This window comes from Pandoraea sp. E26, from assembly GCF_000681415.1.
In the GTDB taxonomy this organism is placed as follows: Bacteria; Pseudomonadota; Gammaproteobacteria; order Burkholderiales; family Burkholderiaceae; genus Pandoraea; species Pandoraea pnomenusa.
The window spans coordinates 199850-223393 of record NZ_AYXJ01000006.1 but is presented as its reverse complement, the minus strand read 5'-3'; the positions used below and the strand labels follow the sequence as shown (position 1 = coordinate 223393).

The window sequence follows — 23544 nt, the reverse complement described above, 5'->3', positions numbered from 1 at the left end:
ATGGAAGTTCGCGAACTCCTTTCGAAGTACGACTTCCCGGGCGACGATCTGCCGATCATCAAGGGTTCGGCCAAGCTGGCGCTGGAAGGCGACAAGGGCGAACTCGGCGAAGTGGCCATCATGAACCTGGCCGACGCCCTCGACACGTACATCCCGACGCCGGAGCGCGCCATCGACAAGCCGTTCCTGATGCCGGTGGAAGACGTGTTCTCGATCTCGGGCCGCGGCACGGTTGTGACCGGTCGCGTTGAGTCGGGCATCATCAAGGTCGGCGAAGAAATCGAAATCGTCGGTATCAAGATGGATGGCGGCAAGCCGCAAATCGACAAGACGACCTGCACGGGCGTGGAAATGTTCCGCAAGCTGCTCGACCAGGGTCAGGCCGGCGACAACGTCGGTATCCTGCTGCGCGGCACGAAGCGTGAAGACGTGCAGCGTGGTCAGGTGCTGGCCAAGCCGGGCTCGATCAAGCCGCACATGCACTTCACGGGCGAAGTGTACGTTCTGTCGAAGGATGAAGGTGGTCGTCACACCCCGTTCTTCAACAACTACCGTCCGCAGTTCTACTTCCGTACCACGGACGTGACGGGCTCGATCGTTCTGCCGGCCGACAAGGAAATGGTCATGCCGGGCGACAACGTGTCGATCGAAGTCAAGCTGATCGCCCCGATCGCCATGGACGAAGGTCTGCGTTTCGCAATCCGCGAAGGTGGCCGTACCGTCGGCGCCGGCGTGGTTGCCAAGATCCTCGACTAATTCGCGGATTCGATGGAACGGGCGCCGGTTCGCCGGCGCCTGTTTCAGAAATGTCTGTTTGCTCTTTGTGATGTACCCGGCACCCGAACGAGGGCTGCCACGCTCTTTGGAGAATTTCCATGCAGAACCAGAAGATCCGCATTCGCCTGAAGGCTTTCGACTACCGCCTGATCGACCAGTCGGCCGCCGAAATCGTTGAGACCGCCAAGCGCACCGGCGCCATCGTCAAGGGCCCGGTGCCCCTGCCGACGCGCATCGAGCGTTTCGACATCCTGCGTTCGCCGCACGTCAACAAGACGTCGCGCGACCAGCTCGAGATCCGCACGCACCAGCGCCTGATGGACATCGTCGATCCGACCGACAAGACGGTCGATGCGCTGATGAAGCTCGACCTGCCGGCTGGCGTCGACGTCGAAATCAAGCTGCAGTAAGGCTTGCGAGCGACTTTGCTCTTGAAAGCCCCGCCAATGCTGAACCGGCGGGGCTTTTGTTATGCGATTTAGCAACACTTGTCAAGCGATAAAGGCTCGTCTATAATGTCGGGCTCAAGTGTAGTTTTGAAAAGATGGCCCACGTCCGTGGACCATCCTTTTGTCATTTAGCCCCGGCCAATCGCAGTCGGGAATGGAGAAAATCATGAGCCTTGGCCTTGCCGGTCGCAAGGTTGGCATGACGCGTATTTTCACGGAAGACGGTGATTCGATCCCCGTTACCGTGATCGACGTGTCTAACAACCGTGTGACGCAAATCAAGACGGATGAAACGGACGGCTACACCGCCGTTCAAGTCACTTTCGGTAAGCGTCGCGCCACGCGCGTGACCAAAGCCGCCGCTGGCCACTTCGCGAAAGCGGGTGTCGAAGCCGGTGAAATCCTCAAAGAGTTCCGCGTTGACGCCGCCAAAGCTGCAGAGCTGAAGGTGGGCGACGTTGTGAGCACCGATCTGTTCCAGGTGGGCCAGAAGGTCGACGTGCAAGGCGTGTCGATCGGTAAGGGCTACGCCGGTACCATCAAGCGTTACAACTTCGGTTCGGGCCGCGCATCGCACGGTAACTCGCGTTCGCACAACGTTCCGGGTTCGATCGGTATGGCGCAGGATCCGGGTCGTGTGTTCCCGGGTAAGCGCATGACGGGTCACCTGGGTGACGTTACGACCACGGTGCAGAATCTCGTGATCGCGCGTATTGACGCTGAACGTGGCCTGATCTTCGTGAAGGGTGCCATTCCTGGCGCCAACGAAGGCAAGGTTTTCGTGACCTCGGCTGTCAAGGCCAAACTCGCGAAGGGAGCGTAACAATGGAACTGAAGCTCCTGAATGAGCAAGGTCAGGAAGGCGCTGCTGTCAACGCGTCGGACGTCGTGTTCGGCCGTGACTACAACGAAGCGCTGATCCATCAGGTCGTGGTGGCTTACCAAGCCAACGCCCGTAGCGGCAATCGTGCGCAGAAAGACCGTGAACAGGTCAAGCACACGACGAAGAAGCCGTGGCGTCAGAAGGGTACGGGCCGTGCTCGTGCCGGTATGTCGTCGAGCCCGCTGTGGCGCGGCGGTGGCCGTATCTTCCCGAATTCGCCGGAAGAGAACTTCACCCACAAGGTCAACAAGAAGATGTACCGCGCCGGTGTGTGCTCGATTCTGTCGCAGCTCGCCCGTGAAGGTCGTCTGTCGGTCGTCGAGGACATCAAGCTGGATGCTCCGAAGACCAAACTGCTCGCTGAAAAGATCAAGGCCATGGGTCTTGAGTCGGTGCTGCTGATCACGGATAGCGTGGACGAGAACCTGTTCCTGGCCTCGCGCAATCTGGCTCACGTTGCCGTCACCGAGCCGCGTTTCGCCGACCCGCTGTCGCTCATCTACTTCAAGAAGGTGCTGCTGACGAAGGGCGCGATCGCCAAGATTGAGGAGATGCTGTCATGAGCGACGTGCGTAAAAACGACCATCGTCTGTACCAGGTCCTGCTCGCGCCGGTGATCTCCGAAAAGGCGACGCTGGTGGCTGACAAGAATGAACAAGTGGTGTTCCAAGTTGCACGCGACGCGAACAAGCAAGAAGTGAAGGCTGCGGTTGAGCTTCTCTTCAAGGTTGAAGTCGAGTCGGTGCAGATCCTGAACCGCAAGGGCAAGCAAAAGCGCTTTGGCCGCTTCATGGGTCGTCGCGACCACGAGAAGAAGGCCTACGTCAGCCTGAAGCCGGGTCAGGAAATCAATTTTGAAGCGGAGGCCAAGTAATCATGGCACTCGTCAAAACGAAACCGACGTCGCCGGGCCGCCGTTCGCTGGTCAAGGTCGTCAACAAGGATCTGCACAAGGGCAAGCCGTTCGCCCCGCTGCTCGATACCAAGAGCAAGACCGCTGGCCGTAACAACAACGGTCACATCACCACCCGTCACATGGGTGGCGGTCACAAGCAGCACTACCGTATCGTCGATTTCCGTCGCAACAAGGACGGCATCACGGCGAAGGTCGAGCGCCTGGAATACGATCCGAACCGCAGCGCGAACATCGCACTGTTGTGCTACGCCGACGGCGAGCGTCGTTACATTCTTGCACCGAAGGGCATGACCGTCGGCCAGCAAGTGGTGAGCGGCTCGGAAGCGCCGATCAAGGCTGGCAACACGCTGCCGATCCGCAACATTCCGGTCGGTACGACGATTCACGGCATCGAACTGCAACCGGGCAAGGGTGCGCAGATCGCGCGCGCTGCCGGTACGTCCGCAATGCTGCTGGCTCGCGAAGGCACGTACGCTCAAGTGCGTCTGCGTTCGGGTGAAGTCCGTCGCGTGCACATCGAGTGCCGCGCCACCATCGGTGAAGTCGGCAACGAAGAGCACAGCCTGCGCCAACTGGGCAAGGCCGGTGCGAAGCGTTGGCGCGGTATTCGCCCGACCGTTCGCGGTGTGGCGATGAACCCGGTGGATCACCCGCACGGTGGTGGTGAAGGTCGTACGGCTGCTGGTCGTCATCCGGTCAGCCCGTGGGGTCAGCATACCAAGGGTAAGCGTACCCGCTCGACCAAGCGCACCGACAGCATGATCGTTCAGCGTCGCGGCAAGAAGCGTTAATTGGAGCTAGCAAATGACTCGTTCTGTTAAAAAAGGTCCGTTTTGCGACGCTCATCTGCTGAAGAAAGTGGAAGCGGCAGCTGCATCGCGTGACAAGAAGCCGATCAAGACCTGGTCGCGTCGTTCGACCGTCCTGCCCGATTTCATCGGCCTGACGATCGCTGTGCACAATGGCCGTCAACACGTGCCGGTGTACGTGACGGAAAACATGGTCGGCCACAAGCTGGGTGAGTTCGCGCTCACCCGTACCTTCAAGGGCCATGCGGCCGACAAGAAGGCGAAGAAATAAGGGGCCGATCATGGAAGTGAAAGCAATTCATCGCGGTGCCCGTATCTCGGCGCAGAAGACGCGTCTGGTCGCTGACCAGATCCGCGGCCTGCCGCTGGAGCGTGCGCTCAATGTCCTGACCTTCTCGCCGAAGAAGGCCGCGGTCATCATCAAGAAGGTGCTGGAGTCGGCAATCGCCAACGCCGAGCACAACGAAGGTGCTGACATCGACGAACTGCGCGTCAAGGGCATTTACGTCGACAAGGCGACCTCGCTCAAGCGTTTCACCGCGCGCGCCAAGGGCCGTGGTAACCGCATCGAGAAGCAAACCTGTCACATCACTGTGACGCTGGGCAACTAAGGGGTCACGATGGGACAGAAAATTCATCCGACTGGCTTCCGTCTGGCTGTCAGCCGTAACTGGGCTTCGCGTTGGTACGCCAACAACCAGAATTTCGCGCAAATGCTGAAGGAAGACATCGGCGTTCGCGAATATCTGAAGAAGAAGCTGAAGAACGCTTCGGTCGGCCGCGTGGTCATCGAACGTCCGGCCAAGAATGCCCGCATCACGATTTTCAGCTCGCGTCCGGGCGTTGTGATCGGCAAGAAGGGCGAGGACATCGAAATCCTCAAGGCTGAGCTGCAGAAGCGCATGGGCGTGCCCGTGCACGTGAACATCGAGGAAATCCGCAAGCCGGAAACCGATGCGCAGCTGATCGCCGATTCGATCGCTCAGCAGCTCGAGCGCCGTATCATGTTCCGTCGCGCAATGAAGCGTGCGATGCAGAACGCGATGCGTCTGGGTGCCCAGGGCATCAAGATCATGAGCGCCGGCCGTCTGAACGGCATCGAAATCGCCCGTACCGAGTGGTATCGCGAAGGCCGTGTGCCCCTGCACACCCTGCGCGCCGACATCGACTACGCAACCTCGGAAGCGAAGACGACCTACGGCATCATCGGTATCAAGGTGTGGGTGTACAAGGGTGACACGCTGGGCCGCAACGACGCTCCGGTGGCTGAAGAGCCGGCGGAAGAAAAGCGTCCGCGCCGCAACGCGCGTCCGGGCGACCGCCGCCCCCGTCGTGACGATGCTGGCGACAAGGCCGGCGCGAAGCGCGGTGGTGCACGCCGCCCGGCTGGCAAGCCTGAAGGCGACGCCAAGACTGGAGAATAATCATGCTGCAACCGAAACGCAGAAAGTATCGCAAAGAGCAGAAGGGCCGTAACACTGGCGTCGCCACCCGTGGCAACGAAGTGTCGTTCGGCGAATTCGGCCTGAAGGCGGTCGGTCGTGGTCGTCTGACGGCTCGTCAAATCGAAGCCGCGCGTCGCGCCATGACTCGCCACATCAAGCGCGGTGGCCGTATCTGGATCCGTATCTTCCCGGACAAGCCGATCTCGCAAAAGCCGGCAGAAGTGCGTATGGGTAACGGTAAGGGTAACCCGGAGTACTACGTCGCCGAGATTCAACCGGGCAAGATGCTGTACGAAATGGACGGTGTGGATGAAGCGCTGGCGCGCGAGGCGTTCCGCCTGGCCGCAGCCAAGCTGCCGATTCAGACGACGTTCTTCGTGCGTCGCCTTGGCGCCTGAAGGGAGAATTTGAAATGAAAGCATCCGAACTTCGTGCCAAGGATGTCGACGGCCTGAACAAGGAACTGTCGGATCTGTTGAAGGCCCAATTCGGTCTTCGCATGCAAGCGGGCACCCAACAGCTGAGCAACACCAGCCAGCTGAAGAAGGTGCGCAAGGACATCGCGCGTGTGCGTACCGTGTTGACTGAGAAGGCGAGCCAGAAATGAACGATACCGCTAAGACCTCGCTGAAGCGTACCCTGGTGGGTAAGGTTGTCAGCGACAAGATGGACAAGACGGTTACCGTGCTGGTCGAGCGTCAAATGAAGCACCCGCTCTACGGCAAGTACATCGTGCGTTCGAAGAAGTACCACGCGCACGACGAGACCAACCAGTACAAGGAAGGCGATACGGTCGAGATTCAAGAATCCCGTCCGCTGTCGAAGACCAAGGCCTGGACGGTTTCCCGTCTCGTGGAAGCTGCCCGCATCATCTAAGGCACGCTGAAGCGAAGGCTTGACTTGCAAGTCCGGAATTATCATTGTATAATTCCGGACTTTCCGCTTCTTTCGCCAAAACCGGTCTTTGGTTTCGCAAGGAAGTGGATGGCTTCCGAGGCCGATTCGTATCCTCTGCGAGTCTGGTTGAGGTAGCAAAGTTGTCCACTTTTGAACGACTCAACCCAAACGGCACCCTTTGGTGCTGACGGGGACCAAGACTGACCGACATGTATGTGTCGGATTAAGTTGGGAAGATAACACCATGATTCAAACTGAAACCCGGCTCGAAGTAGCCGACAACACCGGTGCGCGCGAAGTGATGTGCATCAAGGTGCTGGGCGGCTCCAAGCGTCGCTACGCCGGCATTGGCGACATCATCAAGGTCAGCGTGAAGGATGCTGCCCCGCGTGGTCGCGTCAAGAAGGGCGAAATCTACAACGCAGTGGTCGTGCGCACCGCCAAGGGCGTGCGTCGCCAGGACGGCTCGCTGGTCAAATTCGACGGCAACGCCGCCGTGCTGCTCAACACCAAGCTCGAGCCGATCGGCACCCGTATCTTCGGGCCGGTTACGCGTGAACTGCGTACCGAACGCTTCATGAAGATCGTGTCGCTGGCCCCGGAAGTGCTGTAAGGAGCCGACACATGAACAAGATTCGCAAGGGTGACCAGGTCATCGTGCTGACGGGTAAGGACAAGGCCAAGCGTGGCACGGTCCTGGCCGTTGATGGCGACAAGTTGGTCGTCGAGGGCGTGAACGTTGCCAAGAAGCACGTCAAGCCGAACCCGATGAAGGGCACGCAAGGTGGCGTGGTCGACAAGACGATGCCGATCCACGTTTCGAACGTGGCGCTGGTGGATGCCAATGGCAAGCCGTCGCGCGTGGGCATCAAGGTCGAAGACGGCAAGAAGGTCCGCTTCCTCAAGACGACCGGCGCGGTCGTCGGTGCCTAAGTCGCAGGGAGTATAGATAATGGCCCGTTTGCAAGAATTCTATAAGGACAAGATTGTCGCCGAGCTCACGAAGCAGTTCGGTTACAAGTCTGTCATGGAAGTGCCGCGCATCACCAAGATCACCCTGAACATGGGCCTTGGTCAAGCCGTCGCCGACAAGAAGATCATTGAGCACGCCGTTGGCGACCTGACGAAGATCGCCGGCCAGAAGCCGGTGGTGACGAAGGCTCGCAAGGCTATCGCCGGTTTCAAGATCCGCGAGGGTTATCCGATCGGTACGATGGTGACGCTGCGTGGTGAGCGTATGTTCGAATTCCTGGATCGTTTCATCACCGTGGCCCTGCCGCGCGTGCGTGACTTCCGTGGTATTTCGGGCCGTGCGTTCGATGGTCGTGGCAACTACAACATCGGTGTGAAAGAGCAGATCATTTTCCCCGAAATCGAGTACGACAAAATCGACGCGCTGCGTGGTCTGAACATCAGCATCACCACGACCGCGAAGACTGACGAAGAAGCCAAGGCTCTTCTGTCGGCGTTCAAATTCCCGTTCCGTAACTGAGGTAATCGTGGCTAAACTGGCACTTATCGAACGCGAAAAGAAGCGCGCCCGTCTGGCAGCGAAGTACGCTGACAAGCGTGCTGCCCTCAAAGCGATCATCGAAGACACCAGCAAGTCGGAAGACGAGCGTTATGAAGCACGCCTGGCGCTGCAACAGCTGCCGCGTAACGCCAACCCGACCCGTCAACGCAATCGTTGCGATCTGACCGGCCGTCCGCGCGGTACCTTCCGCAAATTCGGCCTGGCCCGTAACAAGATCCGTGAAATCGCCTTCCGTGGCGAAATCCCGGGCGTGACCAAAGCAAGCTGGTAATAGGAGAAGCACCATGAGCATGAGCGATCCTATCGCCGATATGCTGACTCGCATCCGCAACGCTCAGATGGTTGAGAAGGCATCGGTGAAGATGCCCTCGTCCAAGCTGAAGGTCTCGATCGCCAAGGTCCTCAAGGACGAAGGCTACATCGAAGACTTCGCGGTTGAAGCAGAAGAAACCAAGCCGGTGCTGAACATTGCACTGAAGTACTACGCTGGCCGTCCCGTGATCGAGCGCCTCGAGCGTGTGTCGCGTCCGGGTCTGCGTGTGTACAAGAGCCGCAACGACATTCCGCAGGTCATGAACGGCCTCGGCGTTGCAATCGTCTCGACCCCGAAGGGCGTGATGACCGATCGCAAGGCACGCGCCACCGGCGTGGGCGGCGAAGTCATCTGCTACGTCGCCTAACCGAGGAGAGTTGAAATGTCTCGAGTAGGTAAGAGTCCCATTGCGCTGCCGAAGGGCGTTGAAGCAACGCTGGCTGGCAATGTGCTGACGGTCAAGGGTGCCCTGGGTTCGCTGACCCGCGGCGTGAACGCCCTCGTGAACGTCAAGATCGAAGACGGCACCATCACCTTCGCCCCGGCCGACGAAAGCCGCGAAGCGAATGCGCTGTACGGTACCGAACGTGCACTGGTCAACAATATGGTGACCGGTGTGAGCAAGGGTTTCGAAAAGAAGCTGCAACTCGTTGGCGTGGGTTACCGTGCCAAGGCTGAGGGTAACAACCTGAAGCTCGAGCTGGGTTTCTCGCACGATGTCGTGCATGCCATGCCGGAAGGCGTGAAGGCAGAGACCCCGACGCAGACGGAGATCATCATCAAGGGCGTTGATAAGCAACGCATCGGACAAGTGGCTGCGGAAGTTCGCGGTTACCGTCCGCCCGAGCCCTACAAGGGTAAGGGCGTCCGCTATGCGGACGAGGTGGTGATCCTCAAGGAAACCAAGAAGAAGTAAGGGTGCGAAACATGGACAAGAAACAATCTCGTGTGCGCCGCGCTCGCCAGACTCGTATCAAGCTGGCAGCTCAGAAGGTGCATCGCCTTTCCGTGCATCGCACCAACGTGCACATTTACGCGCAAGTTTTTTCGGAAGACGGCACGCAAGTGCTCGCCAGCGCTTCGACGCTGGAAGCCGAAGTGCGCAAGGAACTGGGCGACAAGGAAGGCAAGGGTGGCAACGCTGCTGCTGCCGCGCTGATCGGCCGTCGTATCGCCGAGAAGGCGAAGGCTGCCGGCATCGAAAGCGTGGCTTTCGACCGCTCGGGCTTCCGCTATCACGGTCGCGTCAAGGCTCTCGCCGACGCTGCCCGTGAAGCCGGCCTCAAGTTCTAAGTAAGGATCCGTCATGGCAAAGATGCAAGCGAAAGTTCAGGCTGACGAACGCGACGACGGCCTTCGCGAGAAGATGATCGCGGTCAACCGTGTCACGAAGGTTGTGAAGGGTGGCCGTATTCTCGGTTTTGCCGCGTTGACCGTGGTTGGTGACGGCGATGGCCGCATCGGCATGGGCAAGGGCAAGGCGAAGGAAGTCCCGGTTGCCGTTCAAAAGGCAATGGAACAAGCCCGCCGCAACATGTTCAAGGTGCCCCTGAAGAACGGCACCCTGCAACACAACGTTCTCGGCCAGCATGGCGCCTCGCGCGTCCTGATGTCGCCGGCGAAGGACGGTACCGGCGTGATCGCCGGTGGTCCGATGCGCGCGGTGTTCGAGGTGATGGGCGTGACCAACGTGGTGACGAAGAGCCTTGGCTCGACGAACCCGTACAACCTGGTCCGCGCCACGCTCGACGGCCTGAAGAAACAATCGACTCCTGCTGACATCGCCGCCAAGCGTGGCAAGTCGGTGGAAGAGATCCTCGGCTAAGGGTGATCAATATGTCGCAGCAAACTGTGAAAGTTAAGCTGGTCAAGAGCCTGATCGGCACGCGCGAAGACCATCGCGCGACCGTGAAGGGTCTGGGCCTGCGTCGCCTCAATTCGGTCAGCGAGTTGCAGGATACGCCCGCTGTGCGGGGCATGATCAACAAGGTCTCGTACCTTGTGAAGATCGTCGACTGAGCGAGGGCAACATGGAATTGAATTCGATTAAGCCGGCAGAAGGCGCCAAGCACGCCAAGCGCCGCGTTGGCCGTGGCATCGGTTCGGGTCTGGGTAAAACCGCCGGCCGTGGTCACAAGGGTCAGAAGTCGCGTTCGGGCGGCTTCCACAAGGTGGGCTTCGAAGGCGGTCAAATGCCGCTGCAACGTCGTCTGCCGAAGCGTGGCTTCAAGTCGCTGACGCGTCGTTTCGTGGGCGAAGTTCGCCTGTCGGACCTGAACAACCTGCCGGTCGATGAAATCGATCTGCTCGTTCTGAAGCAGGCCGGTCTGGTGAGCGAGCTGTCGCTGTCGGCCAAGATCATCGCCTCCGGCGAGATCACCCGCAAGGTCGTTGTGAAGGGTCTGGGCGTCACCAAAGGTGCGCTCACTGCCATTCAAGCGGCCGGCGGTTCGGTCGCAGAGTAAGTTAGGACACCCCGGAGCCAGCATTGGCCAAGTCTCCTAATCTCGCTAAGCCTGGTACGCAGGGCCCGAAGTATGCGGATCTGCGTCGGCGGCTGGTTTTCCTGCTGCTGGCGCTGATTGTCTACCGTATTGGTGCGCATATCCCGGTGCCGGGCATCGACCCCGATCAGCTGGCGCAGTTGTTCCAGCGCCAGTCGGGCGGGATCCTGGGCATGTTCAACATGTTCTCGGGCGGTGCGTTGTCGCGTTTCACGATCTTCGCACTCGGGATCATGCCGTACATCTCGGCGTCGATCATCATGCAGCTGCTGGCGATGGTCTCGCCGCAGTTGGAAGCATTGCGTAAGGAAGGCCAGGCCGGACAGCGCAAGATCACGCAGTACACCCGGTATTTCACGGTGGTGCTCGCGCTCTTCCAGGCAGCGGCGATCGCGGTGACGTTGGAAAGCGAGCCGGGGCTCGTCGTCGATCCGGGCATGCTGTTCCGCCTGACGACGGTGATCACGCTCGTGACCGGCACGATGTTCCTGATGTGGCTGGGTGAGCAAATCACCGAACGCGGGCTCGGTAACGGTATCTCGATCATCATCTTTGGTGGTATCGCGGCCGGTTTGCCGAACGCAGTGGGTGGTTTGTTCGAGCTCGTCAGCACCGGTTCGATCGGCCCGTTCTCGGCGATCGTGATCTGTGCGCTCGTGGTGCTCGTGACGTTCTTCGTCGTGTTCGTCGAACGTGGTCAGCGCAAGATCCTTGTGAACTACGCCAAGCGTCAGGTCGGCAACAAGGTGTACGGTGGTCAGGCTTCGCACCTGCCGCTCAAGCTGAACATGGCAGGCGTGATTCCGCCGATTTTCGCGTCGTCGATCATCCTGTTCCCGGCAACGATCGCGAATTGGTTCGGTGCGGGTGACAACGCGCGCTGGCTCAAGGACATCGCGGCAAAGTTGTCGCCGGGTCAGCCGATCTACGTGATGCTCTACGCACTGGCGATCGTGTTCTTCTGCTTCTTCTACACCGCTCTGGTGTTCAACAGCAAGGAGACCGCCGATAACCTGAAGAAGAGCGGCGCGTTCGTTCCGGGTATTCGTCCGGGCGACCAGACGGCGCGGTATATCGACAAGATCCTGACGCGCCTTACGCTGGCCGGCGCGGCATACGTCACCCTGGTGTGTTTGCTGCCTGAGTTTCTGGTGTTGCGTTGGAATGTCCCGTTCTACTTCGGTGGGACCTCACTGCTGATTATCGTGGTGGTGACGATGGACTTCATGGCGCAAGTGCAGTCGTATGTGATGTCGCAACAGTATGAGTCGCTGCTCCGCAAGGCGAATTTCAAGGGCGGCAATAACATGACGCTTCGCTGATCCGGGATCATGTCGAAAGACGACGTTATTCAAATGCAGGGTGAGGTCCTTGAAAACCTCCCCAATGCCACCTTCCGGGTAAAGCTGGAAAATGGCCATGTAGTACTCGGACATATTTCCGGCAAGATGCGGATGCATTACATCCGCATTCTGCCCGGGGATAAGGTGACGGTAGAGTTGACGCCCTACGATCTGTCGCGTGCGCGGATCGTCTTCCGGGCGAAGTGATTAGAGAGAGGGAATTGTCATGAAAGTTTTGGCATCTGTTAAGTGCATCTGCCGCAATTGCAAGTTTGTGAAGCGCAAAGGCGTGCTGCGTGTGATCTGCAGTTCGGATCCGCGTCACAAGCAACGTCAGGGCTAATCGGCCTTTAACGCTATTTAGTTGGGGAATTACGAATGGCTCGTATCGCAGGGGTTAACATCCCGAACCACCAGCACACCGCAATCGGCCTGACGGCTATTTACGGTATCGGCCGTACGCGCGCTCGCCAGATTTGCGACGCCGCCGGCGTGGCTTACTCGAAGAAGGTCAAGGACCTCGACGACGCCGATCTCGAAAAGCTGCGTGACCAAGTCGGCCAACTGACGGTCGAAGGCGACCTGCGCCGTGAAGTGACCATGAGCATCAAGCGCCTGATGGACCTGGGCTGCTATCGTGGTATGCGTCACCGCAAGGGCTTGCCGCTTCGCGGTCAGCGCACCCGTACCAATGCGCGTACCCGCAAGGGCCCGCGTAAGGCCGGCGTCTCGCTGAAGAAGTAACCAGAGGATAGGAACTCATGGCTAAGCAACAGAACAACGCCGCTTCGCAGCGCGTTCGCAAGAAGGTCAAGAAGAGCGTTGCCGAAGGCGTCGTGCACGTCCACGCTTCGTTCAACAACACCATCATCACGATCACCGATCGTCAGGGCAATGCGCTGGCATGGGCGACGTCGGGTGGCCAGGGCTTCAAGGGTTCGCGCAAGTCGACCCCGTTCGCTGCCCAGGTTGCTGCCGAGTCGGCTGGTCGCGTGGCACTGGAATACGGTGTGAAGAACCTCGAAGTTCGCATCAAGGGCCCGGGCCCGGGTCGCGAATCGGCGGTTCGTGCATTGAATGCGCTGGGTATCAAGATCACGGCCATCTCGGACGTGACGCCGGTCCCGCACAACGGCTGCCGCCCGCCGAAGCGTCGTCGTATCTAAGACGCTTCAGAAAATCCTGCTATAATCGCGGGTTCGCGCACGGTCAAGGCCGTGCGCGTAGCAATTTCTAAGACCACCGTCCGGTACATTGGTACCGGACTTGCGTAGTGGGCAAAGTCCGCTGCGTCAGATTTTGAGAAAAAGGAACAACCGTGGCACGTTATATCGGCCCGAAGGCCAAACTCTCCCGCCGTGAAGGTACTGACCTCTTCCTGAAGAGCGCACGTCGCTCGCTCGCCGACAAGTGCAAGCTGGATAGCAAGCCGGGTCAGCATGGCCGCACCTCGGGTGCTCGCACGTCGGACTACGGCAACCAACTGCGCGAAAAGCAGAAGGTCAAGCGTATCTACGGCGTGCTTGAGCGTCAGTTCCGTCGTTATTTCGCGGAAGCCGACCGCGTCAAGGGCAACACGGGTGAAAACCTGCTGCAATTGCTCGAGTCGCGCCTGGACAACGTCGTGTACCGCATGGGCTTTGGCTCGACGCGCGCCGAAGCGCGCCAGCTGGTCGGCCACAAGGCGATCGTGCTGAATGGTGTTGTTGCCAACATCCCGTCGATCAAGGTCAAGGCCGGTGATGTGATCACCGTGCGTGAAAAGGCCAAGAAGCAAGTGCGTATTCAAGAAGCACTGTCGCTGGCTGAGCAAGTCGGTTTCCCGATCTGGGTTTCGGTTGACGCCAAGAAGATGGAAGGCACTTTCAAGGCACTGCCGGAACGTAGCGATATCGCGGGCGACATCAACGAAAGCCTGATCGTCGAATTGTATTCGCGTTAATCCGTATGATGCTGACGCGCCTCACGGCGCGTTTTGCGTTCCGTGCAGGTTGTCACCCATCAGCCTTATCGGTGTAACGAGCCGAGGGTATTGAAAAGGAAACCTATGCAAACCAGTTTGTTGAAGCCCAAGATCATTGCGGTTGAGCCGGTCGGCGAGCATCACGCCAAAGTCGTGATGGAGCCGTTCGAACGTGGCTATGGCCACACCTTGGGCAATGCGCTTCGCCGCGTGCTGTTGTCGTCGATGGTGGGCTACGCGCCGACCGAAGTGACGATCGCCGGCGTTGTGCACGAGTATTCCACCATGGATGGTGTCGAGGAAGATGTCGTCAACTTCCTGCTGAACCTCAAGGGTGTTGTGTTCAAGCTGCATAACCGTGACGAAGTCACCGTTACGCTGCGCAAGGATGGTGAAGGTGTGGTGCGCGCTTCGGATATCGAAGTGCCGCATGATGTGGAACTCATCAACCCCGATCACGTGATCGCGCATCTGGCCAAGGGCGGCAAGCTCGACGTTCAGATCAAGATCGAGAAGGGTCGTGGTTATGTCCCGGGTAACGTTCGTCGTTATGGCGACGAGTCGGCCAAGGTGATCGGCCGCATCGTTCTCGATGCGTCGTTCTCGCCGGTCAAGCGTGTGAGCTATGCGGTCGAGTCGGCCCGTGTGGAACAGCGCACGGACCTGGACAAGCTTGTGATGAACATCGAGACCAACGGTGTGGTGTCGCCGGAAGAAGCGATCCGTCAATCGGCCCGCATTCTGGTGGATCAACTGTCGGTGTTCGCTGCGCTGGAAGGCACGGAAGCCGCCAGCGAAGCGCCGTCGCGTGCGCCGCAGATCGATCCGATCCTGCTGCGTCCGGTGGACGATCTCGAGCTGACGGTGCGTTCGGCCAACTGCCTGAAGGCCGAAAACATCTACTACATCGGCGACCTGATCCAGCGTACCGAGAACGAATTGCTCAAGACCCCGAACCTGGGTCGCAAGTCGCTCAACGAAATCAAGGAAGTCCTTGCCTCGCGTGGTCTCACGCTGGGCATGAAGCTCGAAAACTGGCCGCCGGCCGGTCTCGAGAAGTAAGTTGTATCGACATGGCCGCCCCTGGGCGGCCGTGTTGCTACGTAAGTGCGGCGCGTCGGAAGATTCCGATACGGCCGATAGCGAAGGTACCGGCCCGCGGTGGTTGTCACCGATAGAAGAGCTTGGTCGAAAACTCTGTTTAAAGGAAAGTTGAAATGCGTCACCGTCATGGTCTGCGTAAACTGAACCGTACCAGCAGCCACCGTCTGGCAATGCTGCGTAACATGTCGAACTCGCTGCTGCAACACGAAGCGATCAAGACCACGCTGCCGAAGGCCAAGGAACTGCGTAAGGTCGTCGAGCCCCTCATCACCCTCGGCAAGAAGGACACGGTTGCCAACCGTCGTCTGGCGTTCAACCGCCTGCGCGATCGCGAAATGGTCACGAAGCTGTTCAACGAACTCGGCCCGCGTTTTGCCAACCGTCCGGGCGGCTACCTGCGTATCCTGAAGATGGGTTTCCGCGTGGGTGACAACGCACCGATGGCTTTCGTCGAACTGCTGGATCGTCCGGAAGTCGACACGGAAGCGCCGGAAGTCGCTGAGTAAGCGGTTCCCGCAACGGTCCGTTCAGGACTGTCAGCCGTAATAAGAAGCCAGGTCGTCGACCTGGCTTTTTTGCTTTGAGGTGTTGTCCGAAGCCGGGATCGTCCGCTGCCTGAAAACAATGGGAGATTGCGCACGCTTCATGGCGTCGGTGTACAGTGAACAATCCTCACGCTTGAGCTGTCTATCGCACATCATGGATGCCCTACTCATCGTCTTGACGACGTTTCCCGACGAGGCCAGCGCGGAAGCTGCCGTCGACGGCATGCTTGCCGCACGATTGGCCGCCTGCGTGCAGCAAATGGCGCCGGTGCGTTCGAGCTATCGCTGGCAAGGCAAGCGCGAGACGAGCGTAGAGGTGCCACTGATGATCAAAACGACTGCCGCGCGCTACAGTGCGCTTGAGCAATACATCAAGGAACACCACCCTTACGACGTACCCGAGATCGTCGCCTGGCCCGCCAGCGCGGCATTACCGGCATATGCACGTTGGGTGGAGAGCGAGACGCGGGGAGAGTTGCATGTCTGAGGTTTCGTCGGGGTTCGCCGCGGGGTTCAGTCGTGTTCGGCGCGACGCCAGAGGTGCGCGTGCGTCGATGCATGGCCGAGCGCTACCTGTCTGGCGGTTCGGGGTGTTCATATTCGCGCTGCTGCTGGCATTGCTGGCCGGGCGGGTCCATGCCGCCGACGACTTTCTCGATCCGGATGTTGCCTTCAAGGTTTCGAAGACAGAGCAACCCGGCGTGATCGTGCTGCGGTTCGACGTGGCGAAGGGATATTACCTCTACCGCGAGCGGTTTGCCTTCGCCGCGGACGCGCCTGGCGTGACGCTGGGAGCCCCCGAATTTCCGAAGGGCGAGGTCAAGCACGACGAGACCTTCGGCAAGGACATGGAGGTTTATCACGAGCCCATCGACGTTCGGATCCCGGTGAGCCAGGCCAATGGCCCGTTCACGTTGAACGTCACCATGCAGGGGTGTGCTGACAAGGGCTTGTGTTACCCGCCCATGGACAAGCCGCTGAAGATCTCGGCTTCCGCCGTTCGCGGTACACCCGGAGGGCAGGGCGGCGTACAGACCTCGGATGGTCCGGGCGGCGGCACGTCGGGAATGGGGCCGGTATCGCAGGCGTTGCTCGGTGGGAATCCCCGGATGTCGGACAATTCGCCGATCGCGATCGCGGCGCCGCAGACGCCGGCCGCGGCGACTTCCGGCGGATGGTTGTCGGCCCGTGAGGACTACAGCGAGGCCGAACGCATCCTGTCCGGGGGAAGCTTCGCACTGGCACTCGGCATTTTCTTTCTGTTGGGGGTAGGGCTGGCGTTTACGCCGTGCGTGCTGCCGATGGTGCCGATTCTCCTGTCGATCGTTGCCGGGCAGGAAGCCAGCCGTGGTAAAGCCGTGCGACTGGCCATTGCCTATGTACTAGGCATGGCGGTGGTCAATACGGTCATCGGCATCGCTGCCGGGCTGTTGGGGCAAGGACTGATCGCGTTCCTTCAGGCCCCCTGGGTCCTGGCACTGTTCGCGCTGTTGATGGTGGGCCTGTCGCTGTCGATGTTCGGGATGTACGAGATCCAGTTGCCGACGGCGCTGCGTGAGCGCATCGACGACGCCGCCCGCAGGCAGCAGTCGGGACAGTGGATCGGCGCCGCGACGATGGGTGTGCTGTCGGGGCTCATCGTGAGCCCGTGCGTGACGGCACCGCTGGCCGCCGCGCTGGCTTTCATCGCGAAGACGGGCGACGCCGTGTTCGGTGGAGCGACGCTCTTCGCGCTGTCGCTGGGCATGGGGTTACCACTCGTCATCCTGGCTGGCGGCGGCGGCGCGCTGCTGCCGCGCGCGGGTGCATGGATGGATGGGGTGAAGCGCTTCTTCGGCTTCCTGTTGCTCGGCGTCGCGCTCTGGATCGTCCGCCCGCTGCTGCCGACGCCGGTGCTGTTGCTCGCTGCCGGTATCCTGCTGTTGGTCGCGGCCACGTTCATGCACGTTTTCGACGGCCTGCCGGATGGTGCCGGCGCCGCGCGGCGTCTGCTCAAGGGGCTGGGCGTGGTGATCGCCTTGATGGGGGCGGTCGCGCTCGTGGGCGCTGCCTCGGGCGCTCGAGACCCGCTGACGCCGCTTGCCGGATTCACGAGCGCAGCCGCTGGCAACGGGAACACGGGGGCGCCGCTGGCGGAAGGTGTCGAGTTTCGTCGTGTGCGCAGCCTCGCCGAGCTGGACCAGGTCGTCTCGGCTGCCGGACGTCCGGTCATGTTCGACTTCTACGCCGACTGGTGTATCAGTTGCAAGGAGATGGAGCGTTTTGTCTTCACGGATCCGCGGGTGAAGGCCCGGCTCGATCGCGTTGTGCTGATCCAGGCCGACGTGACCGCCAATAACGCCGACGATCAGGCGCTGCTCAAGCGCTTCGGGTTGTTCGGACCGCCGGGCATCATCTTCTTCGACGGAAAGGGTGCCGAAATCGACGGAACGCGCGTGATTGGCGCGCAGTCTGCCGATCAATTTCTGAAGAGCCTGGACAGGGCGTTCGGCCCTGCGGTCTGAGACGCGGCGCGCGGTCAGGCGGATGCTGGCAGGTGCCGCAAGTTGCGGCAGGCTAAAGGAGAGAACGGCCAACCCTCACCTGGGCTGGCCGTTTTTTTGACGCGTCACCCGCAGCGGGCCTTACGCCTGCGCGCGGATCAAGCGTGCTGCGTCGAGCGCGAAGTACGTCAGGATGCCGTCGGCGCCAGCGCGCTTGAACGCGAGCAGTGACTCCATCATTACCTTGTCGTGGTCGAGCCAACCGTTCTGTGCGGCGGCCTTGAGCATCGCGTACTCGCCGCTCACCTGATAGGCGTAGGTGGGGAATCGGAACTCGTCCTTCACGCGACGGACGATGTCGAGGTATGGCATGCCGGGCTTGACCATCACCATGTCCGCGCCTTCCTCGATATCGAGCGCAACCTCGCGCAACGCTTCGTCGGAGTTGGCGGGGTCCATCTGGTAGGTCATCTTGTTGCCCTTGCCGAGGTTCGATGCCGAACCCACGGCGTCGCGGAACGGGCCGTAGAAGGCCGAGGCGTACTTCGCCGCATAGGCCATGATCCGCGTGTGAATGTGCCCGCCGGCTTCGAGCGCTTCGCGAATGGCACCGATGCGTCCGTCCATCATGTCGGACGGTGCCACGATGTCCACGCCGGCCTCGGCCTGCGTGAGCGCCTGCTTGACGAGAATGCCTGTCGTCACATCGTTGATCACATACCCGTTTTCGTCGAGTACGCCGTCCTGACCGTGGCTGGTGTACGGGTCCAACGCGACGTCGGTCAGCACGCCCAGGTCCGGGAAGTGTCGCTTGAGCTCGCGCACGGCGCGCGGAATCAGGCCGTCGGGATTCGTGGCTTCGATGCCGTCGGGCGTCTTGAGCGAGGCGTCGACATTCGGAAAGAGCGAAATGACCGGCACGCCGAGCGTCACGCACGTATCGGCTACGCGCAGCAGCTCATCGACCGAGACGCGTTCGACGCCGGGCATGGAGTCGACCGCCTCGCGGCGGTTCTCGCCGTCGAGCACGAACACTGGATAGATGAGGTCGTCGCAGGTTAGGCGGTTTTCGCGCATCAGCCGGCGCGAGAAGTCGTCGCGTCGCATGCGGCGCGGGCGAAGCAAGGGGTAGGAACTCATGCGATCGGTCCTTTGGACGAAAGAATGGTGCGTCGAAAATTTCCGGAAATCGGTCGTGTCGACGTGTCTCGACGACGCAGTGTCGTTGCGGCGGGCTCAACGATTTCGTCAGCGGGAAGGCGCGCAAAAAAAGGCGCTTGCCGGGAAACTTTCGAACGCATGGTATATCATACCAACCGGATGTCCGCACTGCGTGTGGCGTCCCCCGCTTCTCCTCCCTGAGCGGGCGCCTGTCGTTCTACGATTAGGCTTATTTAAACCCGCCGTGCCTACACGGCGGTTTTTTTATGTGCGCGCGAATCTTACGCCTGCATGCCCGGCGGCCGGGCATGCCGACCGAGGGGCGCGCGCCTCATCCGTTCGGCCGAGGGGGCGCGATCCGTTTGCCACATCCCCCGAATTTCCCGCAAGACCTAGACGCCTCACCTGGGCCAGCCGCGACGATTTGTCGCGCCTGGCTGCATGCCGGGCCGTCTACCTTACGGGGGCGGAGCGCGAGCGCGCCGGGCTTATTTCCTGGCGCCGTCGCGCGCCGGAATGGCCAGCCAATCCTCAAGCACGCGTTGGGCGGCGTCGACGCCGGTGCGCTTGAGCGACGAGAACAGCTGCGCAGTGAACTGTGGCGGCGTATCGGGATCGTCCGACGGCAGGCCATCGGTACGCGGCAAGGCGGCGAAGCGCTTTTGCGTATCGCGCAACACGACCGTCGCCTCCTGACGCGTGAGCTTGTCGGCCTTGGTCAGCAGCGCGTGAATGGGGCGTCCGGTCGGGAGGAACCAGTCGATCAGCTCGCAATCGAGGTCGGTAAACGGTCGGCGCGAGTCCATGACGAGCACGAGGCCGCGCAACTGAGGACGTTGCACCAGATAGTCGCCGAGCAGTTGTTGCCAGTGCACTTTCACGCCGCCACCCACTTCGGCGTAGCCGTAGCCGGGCAGGTCGACGAGATAGCCGTAGAGATGCTCCAGGTGGGCGATCTCGAAATAGTTGATGTGTTGCGTACGACCCGGCGTCTTGCTCGAGAACGCCAGGCGCTTCTGATTGCACAGGATGTTCAGCGCGCTGGACTTGCCCGCGTTCGAGCGGCCCGCGAAGGCGACCTCGGGCACGGCCGTGGGTGGCAGGTCGCGCAGATGATTGACGGTCGTGAAGAAGCGGGCTTGATGAAGTAGGGACATGGCGGAAACCGGGGAGCGCCGCAGCCACCGAAACCGGGCTGCAACGCGGGCGCAGGCACGCAGGACGGCGAATCGAGTCGCTCACCGGCGAGAGGCCGGGAAGCCCCATTCTGCGGCCTTCTACATGGAAATCCCCTAAAGCCGGGGAAAGTCTTTATTGTACAATATGAAAGTTAACCTTGGCCTTGCCAAGGGCTGCCCGAACGTCTCGCGCGCCGTGAGGTTGGAGGAGAAACATGGCGTCGGACGGTGAGTTCGAACGACCGATTTCCCGACAAAACAGATATAAGGTGTGCGAATGAACCGAGGAGTGTGGAAGTCTCTCGCTGCAACACCGTTGGCGCTGGCATGCTTTCTTCTGAGCGGCGCCGCACAAGCCGCCGACCCTCAGGCGCCCGCCAAGCCGGACCTGAACCGCGGACAGGCAATCGCCACCCAGGTCTGCGCCGCCTGTCATGCGGCGGACGGCAACAGCACTGGCGGCGCGTATCCGAAGCTCGCCGGGCAGCACGCCGAATACCTGGACAAGCAACTTCACGATTTCAAGGCACAGCCCGGCAAGACTGCCGCGCGCAATAATCCGATCATGGCCGGCATGGTTGCGGCACTCTCCGATCAGGACATGCGCAACGTGGCGGCCTACTTCGCTTCGCAGACCCCGAAGCCCGGCGCGGCCCGCGACAAGGACACGGTGGCGCTCGGCCAGAAGATTTACCGCGGCGGCATCGCCGACAAGGGCGTGCCCGCGTGCGCTTCCTGCCACGGCCCGACCGGCGCCGGCATGCCCGCGCAGTACCCGCGCTTGTCCGGCCAATGGGCGGAATACACCGCCGCCCAACTCGTGGCGTTCCGCAGCGGCGCCCGCGCCAACAACGTGCCGATGCACGATGTGAGCTCGCGCCTGTCGGACAATGAAATCAAGGCGGTCGCGGATTACATCGCTGGTTTGCACTGATCGGCGTGCGCTGCCCTGACACCATGTGAACGTCAGGGTATATTCGCTGACTTATAACGAAACCCGCTGCGGCGCCGCAGGGCGACCGGATCGAACTGGTTTAGCATACACAGGGTGGCGGGCGCGTGAGACACGCGTCCCCGCCCTTTTTTGTTGTCGGAAACACGATGAGCATCAGTACCTCCGGAATGCAGATCAAGGGCGCGCAACGATGGGTGCGCGACGGCGTCGAGCTGGTCAGCTCGATGCGCTTCGCCATCAGCCTGCTCACCGTGCTCGCGATTGCCAGCATCGTCGGTACCGTGCTCAAGCAAGGCGACCCATATCCCAACTACGTCAATCAGTTCGGTCCGTTCTGGGCCGACGTCTTTCGCTCGCTTGGCCTGTACACGGTCTACAGCTCGTGGTGGTTTCTGCTGATCCTGTTTTTCCTGATGGCGTCGACGACGCTATGCATCGTGCGCAATGCGCCGAAGATGATCGCCGATATTCGTAGCTGGCGCGATCACGTGCGCGAGGGCAGTCTGCGCGCCTTCGGTCACAAAGGGGAATTCACCGGACCGGCGCCGCGCGGCGAACTCGTGCCGCGTCTCACGCATTACCTCGGACGTCGCGGCTATCGGTTCGTCGTTCGCGAGCGCGACGGCGCCACGCTCGTCGCCGCCAAGGCCGGCGCGATCAACAAGATCGGCTATATCTTCGCGCACAGCGCGATCGTGATCATCTGCCTGGGCGGGCTGATCGACAGCGATCTGCTGATTCGCGTTCAGATGGCGCTGTTCGGCAAGTCGCCGCTGCAGGGCAACGCGGTGATCGCTCAGATTCCGGAGTCGCACCGTCTCTCGCCGAACAATCCGGCGTTTCGCGGTTACGCCTTCGTGCCGGAAGGCGGCAAGTCGAACACCGCAATCCTGAATTTCCAGGACGGCTCGGTTGTCCAGGATCTTCCGTTCTCGATCGAGCTGAAGAAATTCCACGTCGACTACTACTCGACGGGCATGCCGAAGCTGTTCGCGAGCGACATCGTGGTGACCGATCCCGAGACCGGCAAGACGATGGATGCCACGGTGAAGGTCAACGAGCCGTTCATCTACAAGGGCGTGGCGATCTACCAGTCGAGCTTCGAGGACGGCGGTAGCAAGCTGAAGCTCACCGGTTACCCGATGCGGGGCGCGTCGGACCGTACATTCGCCTTCTCGGGCGACGTCGGCGGTTCGACCCAACTGCGCGGCGCCGCGGCAGCCAAGGACGAATACACCATCGAATTCAGCGATTTCCGCGCCATCAACGTCGAAAACATCAGCAACGGCAATGGCGAGCGCGACGCTCGAGGCGTGGCTCGCAAGTCGCTGCGCGAAGAAATGGGCAAGCAGCTGGGCTCGGGCGCACGCACCGATCTGGGCAAGGACCTGCGCAATGTCGGTCCGTCGGTGCAATACAAGGTTCGCGACCGCAGCGGCCAGGCGAAGGAATACCGCAATTACATGCTGCCGATCCTCATGGGCGACGGCGAGCGCGTGTTCATGACGGGGGTGCGCGACACGCCGGACGGTCCGTTCCAGTACCTGCGCATTCCGGCGGATGCGGACGGTTCCGTGAAGCAATGGATGATGATCCGGGCCGCGCTGCAGGACGACGCGGCGCGCGCCGAGGCCGCTCGCCGTTTCGCCGCGGAGTCGCTGCCGTCGCAAACGTCGACCGAACTGCGCAAACAGTTGCAGGAGAGCACCAAGCGCGAGCTGGATCTGTTTGCCGGCGTGATCCCGGCAAGCAAAAACAGTCAGGCGCGCGGCGGCCTGCAAGCGATCGCGGAATTCGTGAACGAAAAGGTGCCGCAGGATCAGCAATCGAGCGCCGCGGACATGTTCCGCCGCATTCTCGACGGCGCGATCTGGCAGTTGTGGCAGGTTGCCCGTGAGCAGGCGGGGTTGCCGGCCGTCACGCCGTCGCCGCAGACGGAGCTGTTCGTACACACGGCCACCAACGCGCTGTCGGACAACTTCCTGTACGACGCCCCCGTCTTCCTGCAACTGGACTCGTTCGACCAGATCCAGGCGAGCGTCTTCCAGCTCACGCGCTCGCCGGGGAAAAAGATCGTGTATCTTGGCAGCTTGCTGCTGGTGCTCGGTATTTTCTCGATGTTCTATGTGCGCGAGCGGCGTCTGTGGCTGTGGCTCAAGGACACGCCGGAAGGTGGGAGTTCGGTATTGATGGCGGTGTCGACCACGCGCCGTACACTGGATTTCGAAAAGGAATTCGCCCGCACGAAGGCGGAAATTGACGAGATCGTCACACAACGATGAGGG

At 60.8% G+C, this 23544-nt stretch carries 36 protein-coding genes; 34 read left to right on the top strand and 2 right to left on the bottom strand.

What is annotated here, in order from left to right:
• The 32 genes from W930_RS0104015 to dsbD form a co-directional block, all read left to right on the top strand.
• Positions 1-756: EF-Tu/IF-2/RF-3 family GTPase (locus tag W930_RS0104015; protein WP_028730797.1), on the top strand; the 756-nt coding region annotated here is incomplete at its 5' end.
• A gap of 119 nt (positions 757-875) precedes the next feature.
• Positions 876-1187, top strand: coding sequence for a 30S ribosomal protein S10 (rpsJ, locus tag W930_RS0104010; protein WP_010804138.1), 312 nt, complete (start codon positions 876-878; stop codon positions 1185-1187).
• Between the two features lie 205 nt (positions 1188-1392).
• Positions 1393-2049, top strand: coding sequence for a 50S ribosomal protein L3 (gene rplC / locus W930_RS0104005; protein ID WP_023593824.1), 657 nt, complete (start codon positions 1393-1395; stop codon positions 2047-2049).
• Between the two features lie 2 nt (positions 2050-2051).
• Positions 2052-2672, top strand: a complete 621-nt coding sequence (gene rplD / locus W930_RS0104000) for a 50S ribosomal protein L4 (RefSeq protein WP_010804136.1) — start codon at positions 2052-2054, stop codon at positions 2670-2672.
• Positions 2669-2983 carry a 50S ribosomal protein L23 gene (rplW, locus tag W930_RS0103995; protein WP_010804135.1) on the top strand — a complete coding sequence of 105 codons (315 nt, stop codon included), beginning with the start codon at positions 2669-2671 and terminating at the stop codon, positions 2981-2983. The genes rplD and rplW overlap by 4 nt, the downstream gene beginning before the upstream one ends.
• 2 nt (positions 2984-2985) lie before the next feature.
• On the top strand, positions 2986-3816 hold the full coding sequence (gene rplB, locus W930_RS0103990) for a 50S ribosomal protein L2 (protein ID WP_023593825.1): 831 nt from the start codon (positions 2986-2988) through the stop codon (positions 3814-3816).
• A 13-nt stretch (positions 3817-3829) separates the two neighbouring features.
• Positions 3830-4105, top strand: coding sequence for a 30S ribosomal protein S19 (rpsS, locus tag W930_RS0103985; RefSeq protein WP_010804133.1), 276 nt, complete (start codon positions 3830-3832; stop codon positions 4103-4105).
• A 10-nt stretch (positions 4106-4115) separates the two neighbouring features.
• Positions 4116-4445: a 50S ribosomal protein L22 gene (gene rplV / locus W930_RS0103980; RefSeq protein WP_023593826.1), complete on the top strand. Its 330-nt coding sequence runs from the start codon at positions 4116-4118 to the stop codon at positions 4443-4445.
• Between the two features lie 9 nt (positions 4446-4454).
• Positions 4455-5258 carry a 30S ribosomal protein S3 gene (gene rpsC / locus W930_RS0103975; RefSeq protein ID WP_023593827.1) on the top strand — a complete coding sequence of 268 codons (804 nt, stop codon included), beginning with the start codon at positions 4455-4457 and terminating at the stop codon, positions 5256-5258.
• 2 nt (positions 5259-5260) lie between these two features.
• On the top strand, positions 5261-5677 hold the full coding sequence (gene rplP / locus W930_RS0103970; RefSeq protein ID WP_010804130.1) for a 50S ribosomal protein L16: 417 nt from the start codon (positions 5261-5263) through the stop codon (positions 5675-5677).
• Between the two features lie 14 nt (positions 5678-5691).
• Positions 5692-5886 (top strand): 50S ribosomal protein L29, encoded by a 195-nt coding sequence (gene rpmC, locus W930_RS0103965; protein ID WP_010804129.1) that lies wholly within the window; start codon positions 5692-5694, stop codon positions 5884-5886.
• Positions 5883-6155, top strand: coding sequence for a 30S ribosomal protein S17 (rpsQ, locus tag W930_RS0103960; RefSeq protein WP_010804128.1), 273 nt, complete (start codon positions 5883-5885; stop codon positions 6153-6155). The genes rpmC and rpsQ overlap by 4 nt, the downstream gene beginning before the upstream one ends.
• A 265-nt stretch (positions 6156-6420) precedes the next feature.
• Positions 6421-6789, top strand: coding sequence for a 50S ribosomal protein L14 (rplN, locus tag W930_RS0103955; protein WP_010804127.1), 369 nt, complete (start codon positions 6421-6423; stop codon positions 6787-6789).
• Positions 6790-6800: 11 nt separating this feature from the next.
• Positions 6801-7109, top strand: a complete 309-nt coding sequence (gene rplX, locus W930_RS0103950; RefSeq protein WP_023593828.1) for a 50S ribosomal protein L24 — start codon at positions 6801-6803, stop codon at positions 7107-7109.
• Between the two features lie 19 nt (positions 7110-7128).
• The gene (rplE, locus tag W930_RS0103945; protein WP_023593829.1) at positions 7129-7668 is read left to right on the top strand and encodes a 50S ribosomal protein L5; all 540 of its coding nucleotides are present in this window, start codon (positions 7129-7131) and stop codon (positions 7666-7668) included.
• Positions 7669-7675: 7 nt separating this feature from the next.
• Positions 7676-7981 carry a 30S ribosomal protein S14 gene (gene rpsN, locus W930_RS0103940; protein WP_023593830.1) on the top strand — a complete coding sequence of 102 codons (306 nt, stop codon included), beginning with the start codon at positions 7676-7678 and terminating at the stop codon, positions 7979-7981.
• A 13-nt stretch (positions 7982-7994) separates the two neighbouring features.
• Complete coding sequence (gene rpsH / locus W930_RS0103935) at positions 7995-8390, top strand: 30S ribosomal protein S8 (protein ID WP_010804123.1); 396 nt, start codon at positions 7995-7997, stop codon at positions 8388-8390.
• 15 nt (positions 8391-8405) lie between these two features.
• The gene (gene rplF / locus W930_RS0103930; RefSeq protein ID WP_023593831.1) at positions 8406-8939 is read left to right on the top strand and encodes a 50S ribosomal protein L6; all 534 of its coding nucleotides are present in this window, start codon (positions 8406-8408) and stop codon (positions 8937-8939) included.
• 11 nt (positions 8940-8950) lie between these two features.
• Entirely contained in the window at positions 8951-9316 is a 366-nt protein-coding gene (rplR, locus tag W930_RS0103925; protein WP_010804121.1) for a 50S ribosomal protein L18, read from the top strand.
• A 13-nt stretch (positions 9317-9329) separates the two neighbouring features.
• On the top strand, positions 9330-9848 hold the full coding sequence (gene rpsE, locus W930_RS0103920) for a 30S ribosomal protein S5 (protein WP_010804120.1): 519 nt from the start codon (positions 9330-9332) through the stop codon (positions 9846-9848).
• Positions 9849-9859: 11 nt separating this feature from the next.
• On the top strand, positions 9860-10042 hold the full coding sequence (gene rpmD / locus W930_RS0103915; RefSeq protein ID WP_023593832.1) for a 50S ribosomal protein L30: 183 nt from the start codon (positions 9860-9862) through the stop codon (positions 10040-10042).
• Positions 10043-10053: 11 nt separating this feature from the next.
• Entirely contained in the window at positions 10054-10488 is a 435-nt protein-coding gene (gene rplO / locus W930_RS0103910; protein WP_023593833.1) for a 50S ribosomal protein L15, read from the top strand.
• A gap of 23 nt (positions 10489-10511) precedes the next feature.
• Positions 10512-11849, top strand: a complete 1338-nt coding sequence (secY, locus tag W930_RS0103905) for a preprotein translocase subunit SecY (RefSeq protein WP_023593834.1) — start codon at positions 10512-10514, stop codon at positions 11847-11849.
• 9 nt (positions 11850-11858) lie between these two features.
• Positions 11859-12077 (top strand): translation initiation factor IF-1, encoded by a 219-nt coding sequence (gene infA / locus W930_RS0103900; RefSeq protein WP_010804116.1) that lies wholly within the window; start codon positions 11859-11861, stop codon positions 12075-12077.
• A 19-nt stretch (positions 12078-12096) separates the two neighbouring features.
• On the top strand, positions 12097-12213 hold the full coding sequence (gene rpmJ / locus W930_RS29455; protein ID WP_010804115.1) for a 50S ribosomal protein L36: 117 nt from the start codon (positions 12097-12099) through the stop codon (positions 12211-12213).
• A gap of 35 nt (positions 12214-12248) precedes the next feature.
• Positions 12249-12614: a 30S ribosomal protein S13 gene (rpsM, locus tag W930_RS0103890; RefSeq protein ID WP_023593835.1), complete on the top strand. Its 366-nt coding sequence runs from the start codon at positions 12249-12251 to the stop codon at positions 12612-12614.
• Between the two features lie 17 nt (positions 12615-12631).
• On the top strand, positions 12632-13036 hold the full coding sequence (gene rpsK, locus W930_RS0103885; protein WP_010804113.1) for a 30S ribosomal protein S11: 405 nt from the start codon (positions 12632-12634) through the stop codon (positions 13034-13036).
• Between the two features lie 152 nt (positions 13037-13188).
• Positions 13189-13812: a 30S ribosomal protein S4 gene (gene rpsD, locus W930_RS0103880; protein WP_023593836.1), complete on the top strand. Its 624-nt coding sequence runs from the start codon at positions 13189-13191 to the stop codon at positions 13810-13812.
• Positions 13813-13917: 105 nt separating this feature from the next.
• Positions 13918-14895 (top strand): DNA-directed RNA polymerase subunit alpha, encoded by a 978-nt coding sequence (rpoA, locus tag W930_RS0103875; protein ID WP_023593837.1) that lies wholly within the window; start codon positions 13918-13920, stop codon positions 14893-14895.
• A gap of 155 nt (positions 14896-15050) precedes the next feature.
• Positions 15051-15443 carry a 50S ribosomal protein L17 gene (rplQ, locus tag W930_RS0103870; protein ID WP_023593838.1) on the top strand — a complete coding sequence of 131 codons (393 nt, stop codon included), beginning with the start codon at positions 15051-15053 and terminating at the stop codon, positions 15441-15443.
• A 193-nt stretch (positions 15444-15636) separates the two neighbouring features.
• Positions 15637-15969 carry a divalent-cation tolerance protein CutA gene (gene cutA, locus W930_RS0103865; RefSeq protein ID WP_023872499.1) on the top strand — a complete coding sequence of 111 codons (333 nt, stop codon included), beginning with the start codon at positions 15637-15639 and terminating at the stop codon, positions 15967-15969.
• Positions 15962-17986 (top strand): protein-disulfide reductase DsbD, encoded by a 2025-nt coding sequence (dsbD, locus tag W930_RS0103860; RefSeq protein WP_235195485.1) that lies wholly within the window; start codon positions 15962-15964, stop codon positions 17984-17986. Before cutA ends, dsbD begins: the two co-directional genes overlap by 8 nt.
• Before the next feature lie 120 nt (positions 17987-18106).
• Here dsbD and hemB read toward each other — a convergent pair whose 3' ends face one another.
• The gene (gene hemB / locus W930_RS0103855) at positions 18107-19105 is read right to left on the bottom strand and encodes a porphobilinogen synthase (protein WP_023593841.1); all 999 of its coding nucleotides are present in this window, start codon (positions 19103-19105) and stop codon (positions 18107-18109) included.
• A gap of 509 nt (positions 19106-19614) precedes the next feature.
• Positions 19615-20283 (bottom strand): ribosome biogenesis GTP-binding protein YihA/YsxC, encoded by a 669-nt coding sequence (gene yihA / locus W930_RS0103850; RefSeq protein ID WP_023593842.1) that lies wholly within the window; start codon positions 20281-20283, stop codon positions 19615-19617.
• A gap of 298 nt (positions 20284-20581) precedes the next feature.
• Here yihA and W930_RS0103845 point away from each other — a divergent pair, with 298 nt between their 5' ends.
• Positions 20582-21238 (top strand): cytochrome c, encoded by a 657-nt coding sequence (locus tag W930_RS0103845; RefSeq protein WP_023872497.1) that lies wholly within the window; start codon positions 20582-20584, stop codon positions 21236-21238.
• 167 nt (positions 21239-21405) lie between these two features.
• Entirely contained in the window at positions 21406-23541 is a 2136-nt protein-coding gene (locus tag W930_RS0103840; RefSeq protein ID WP_023872496.1) for a cytochrome c biogenesis protein ResB, read from the top strand.
• The last annotated feature ends 3 nt before the right edge of the window (positions 23542-23544 follow it).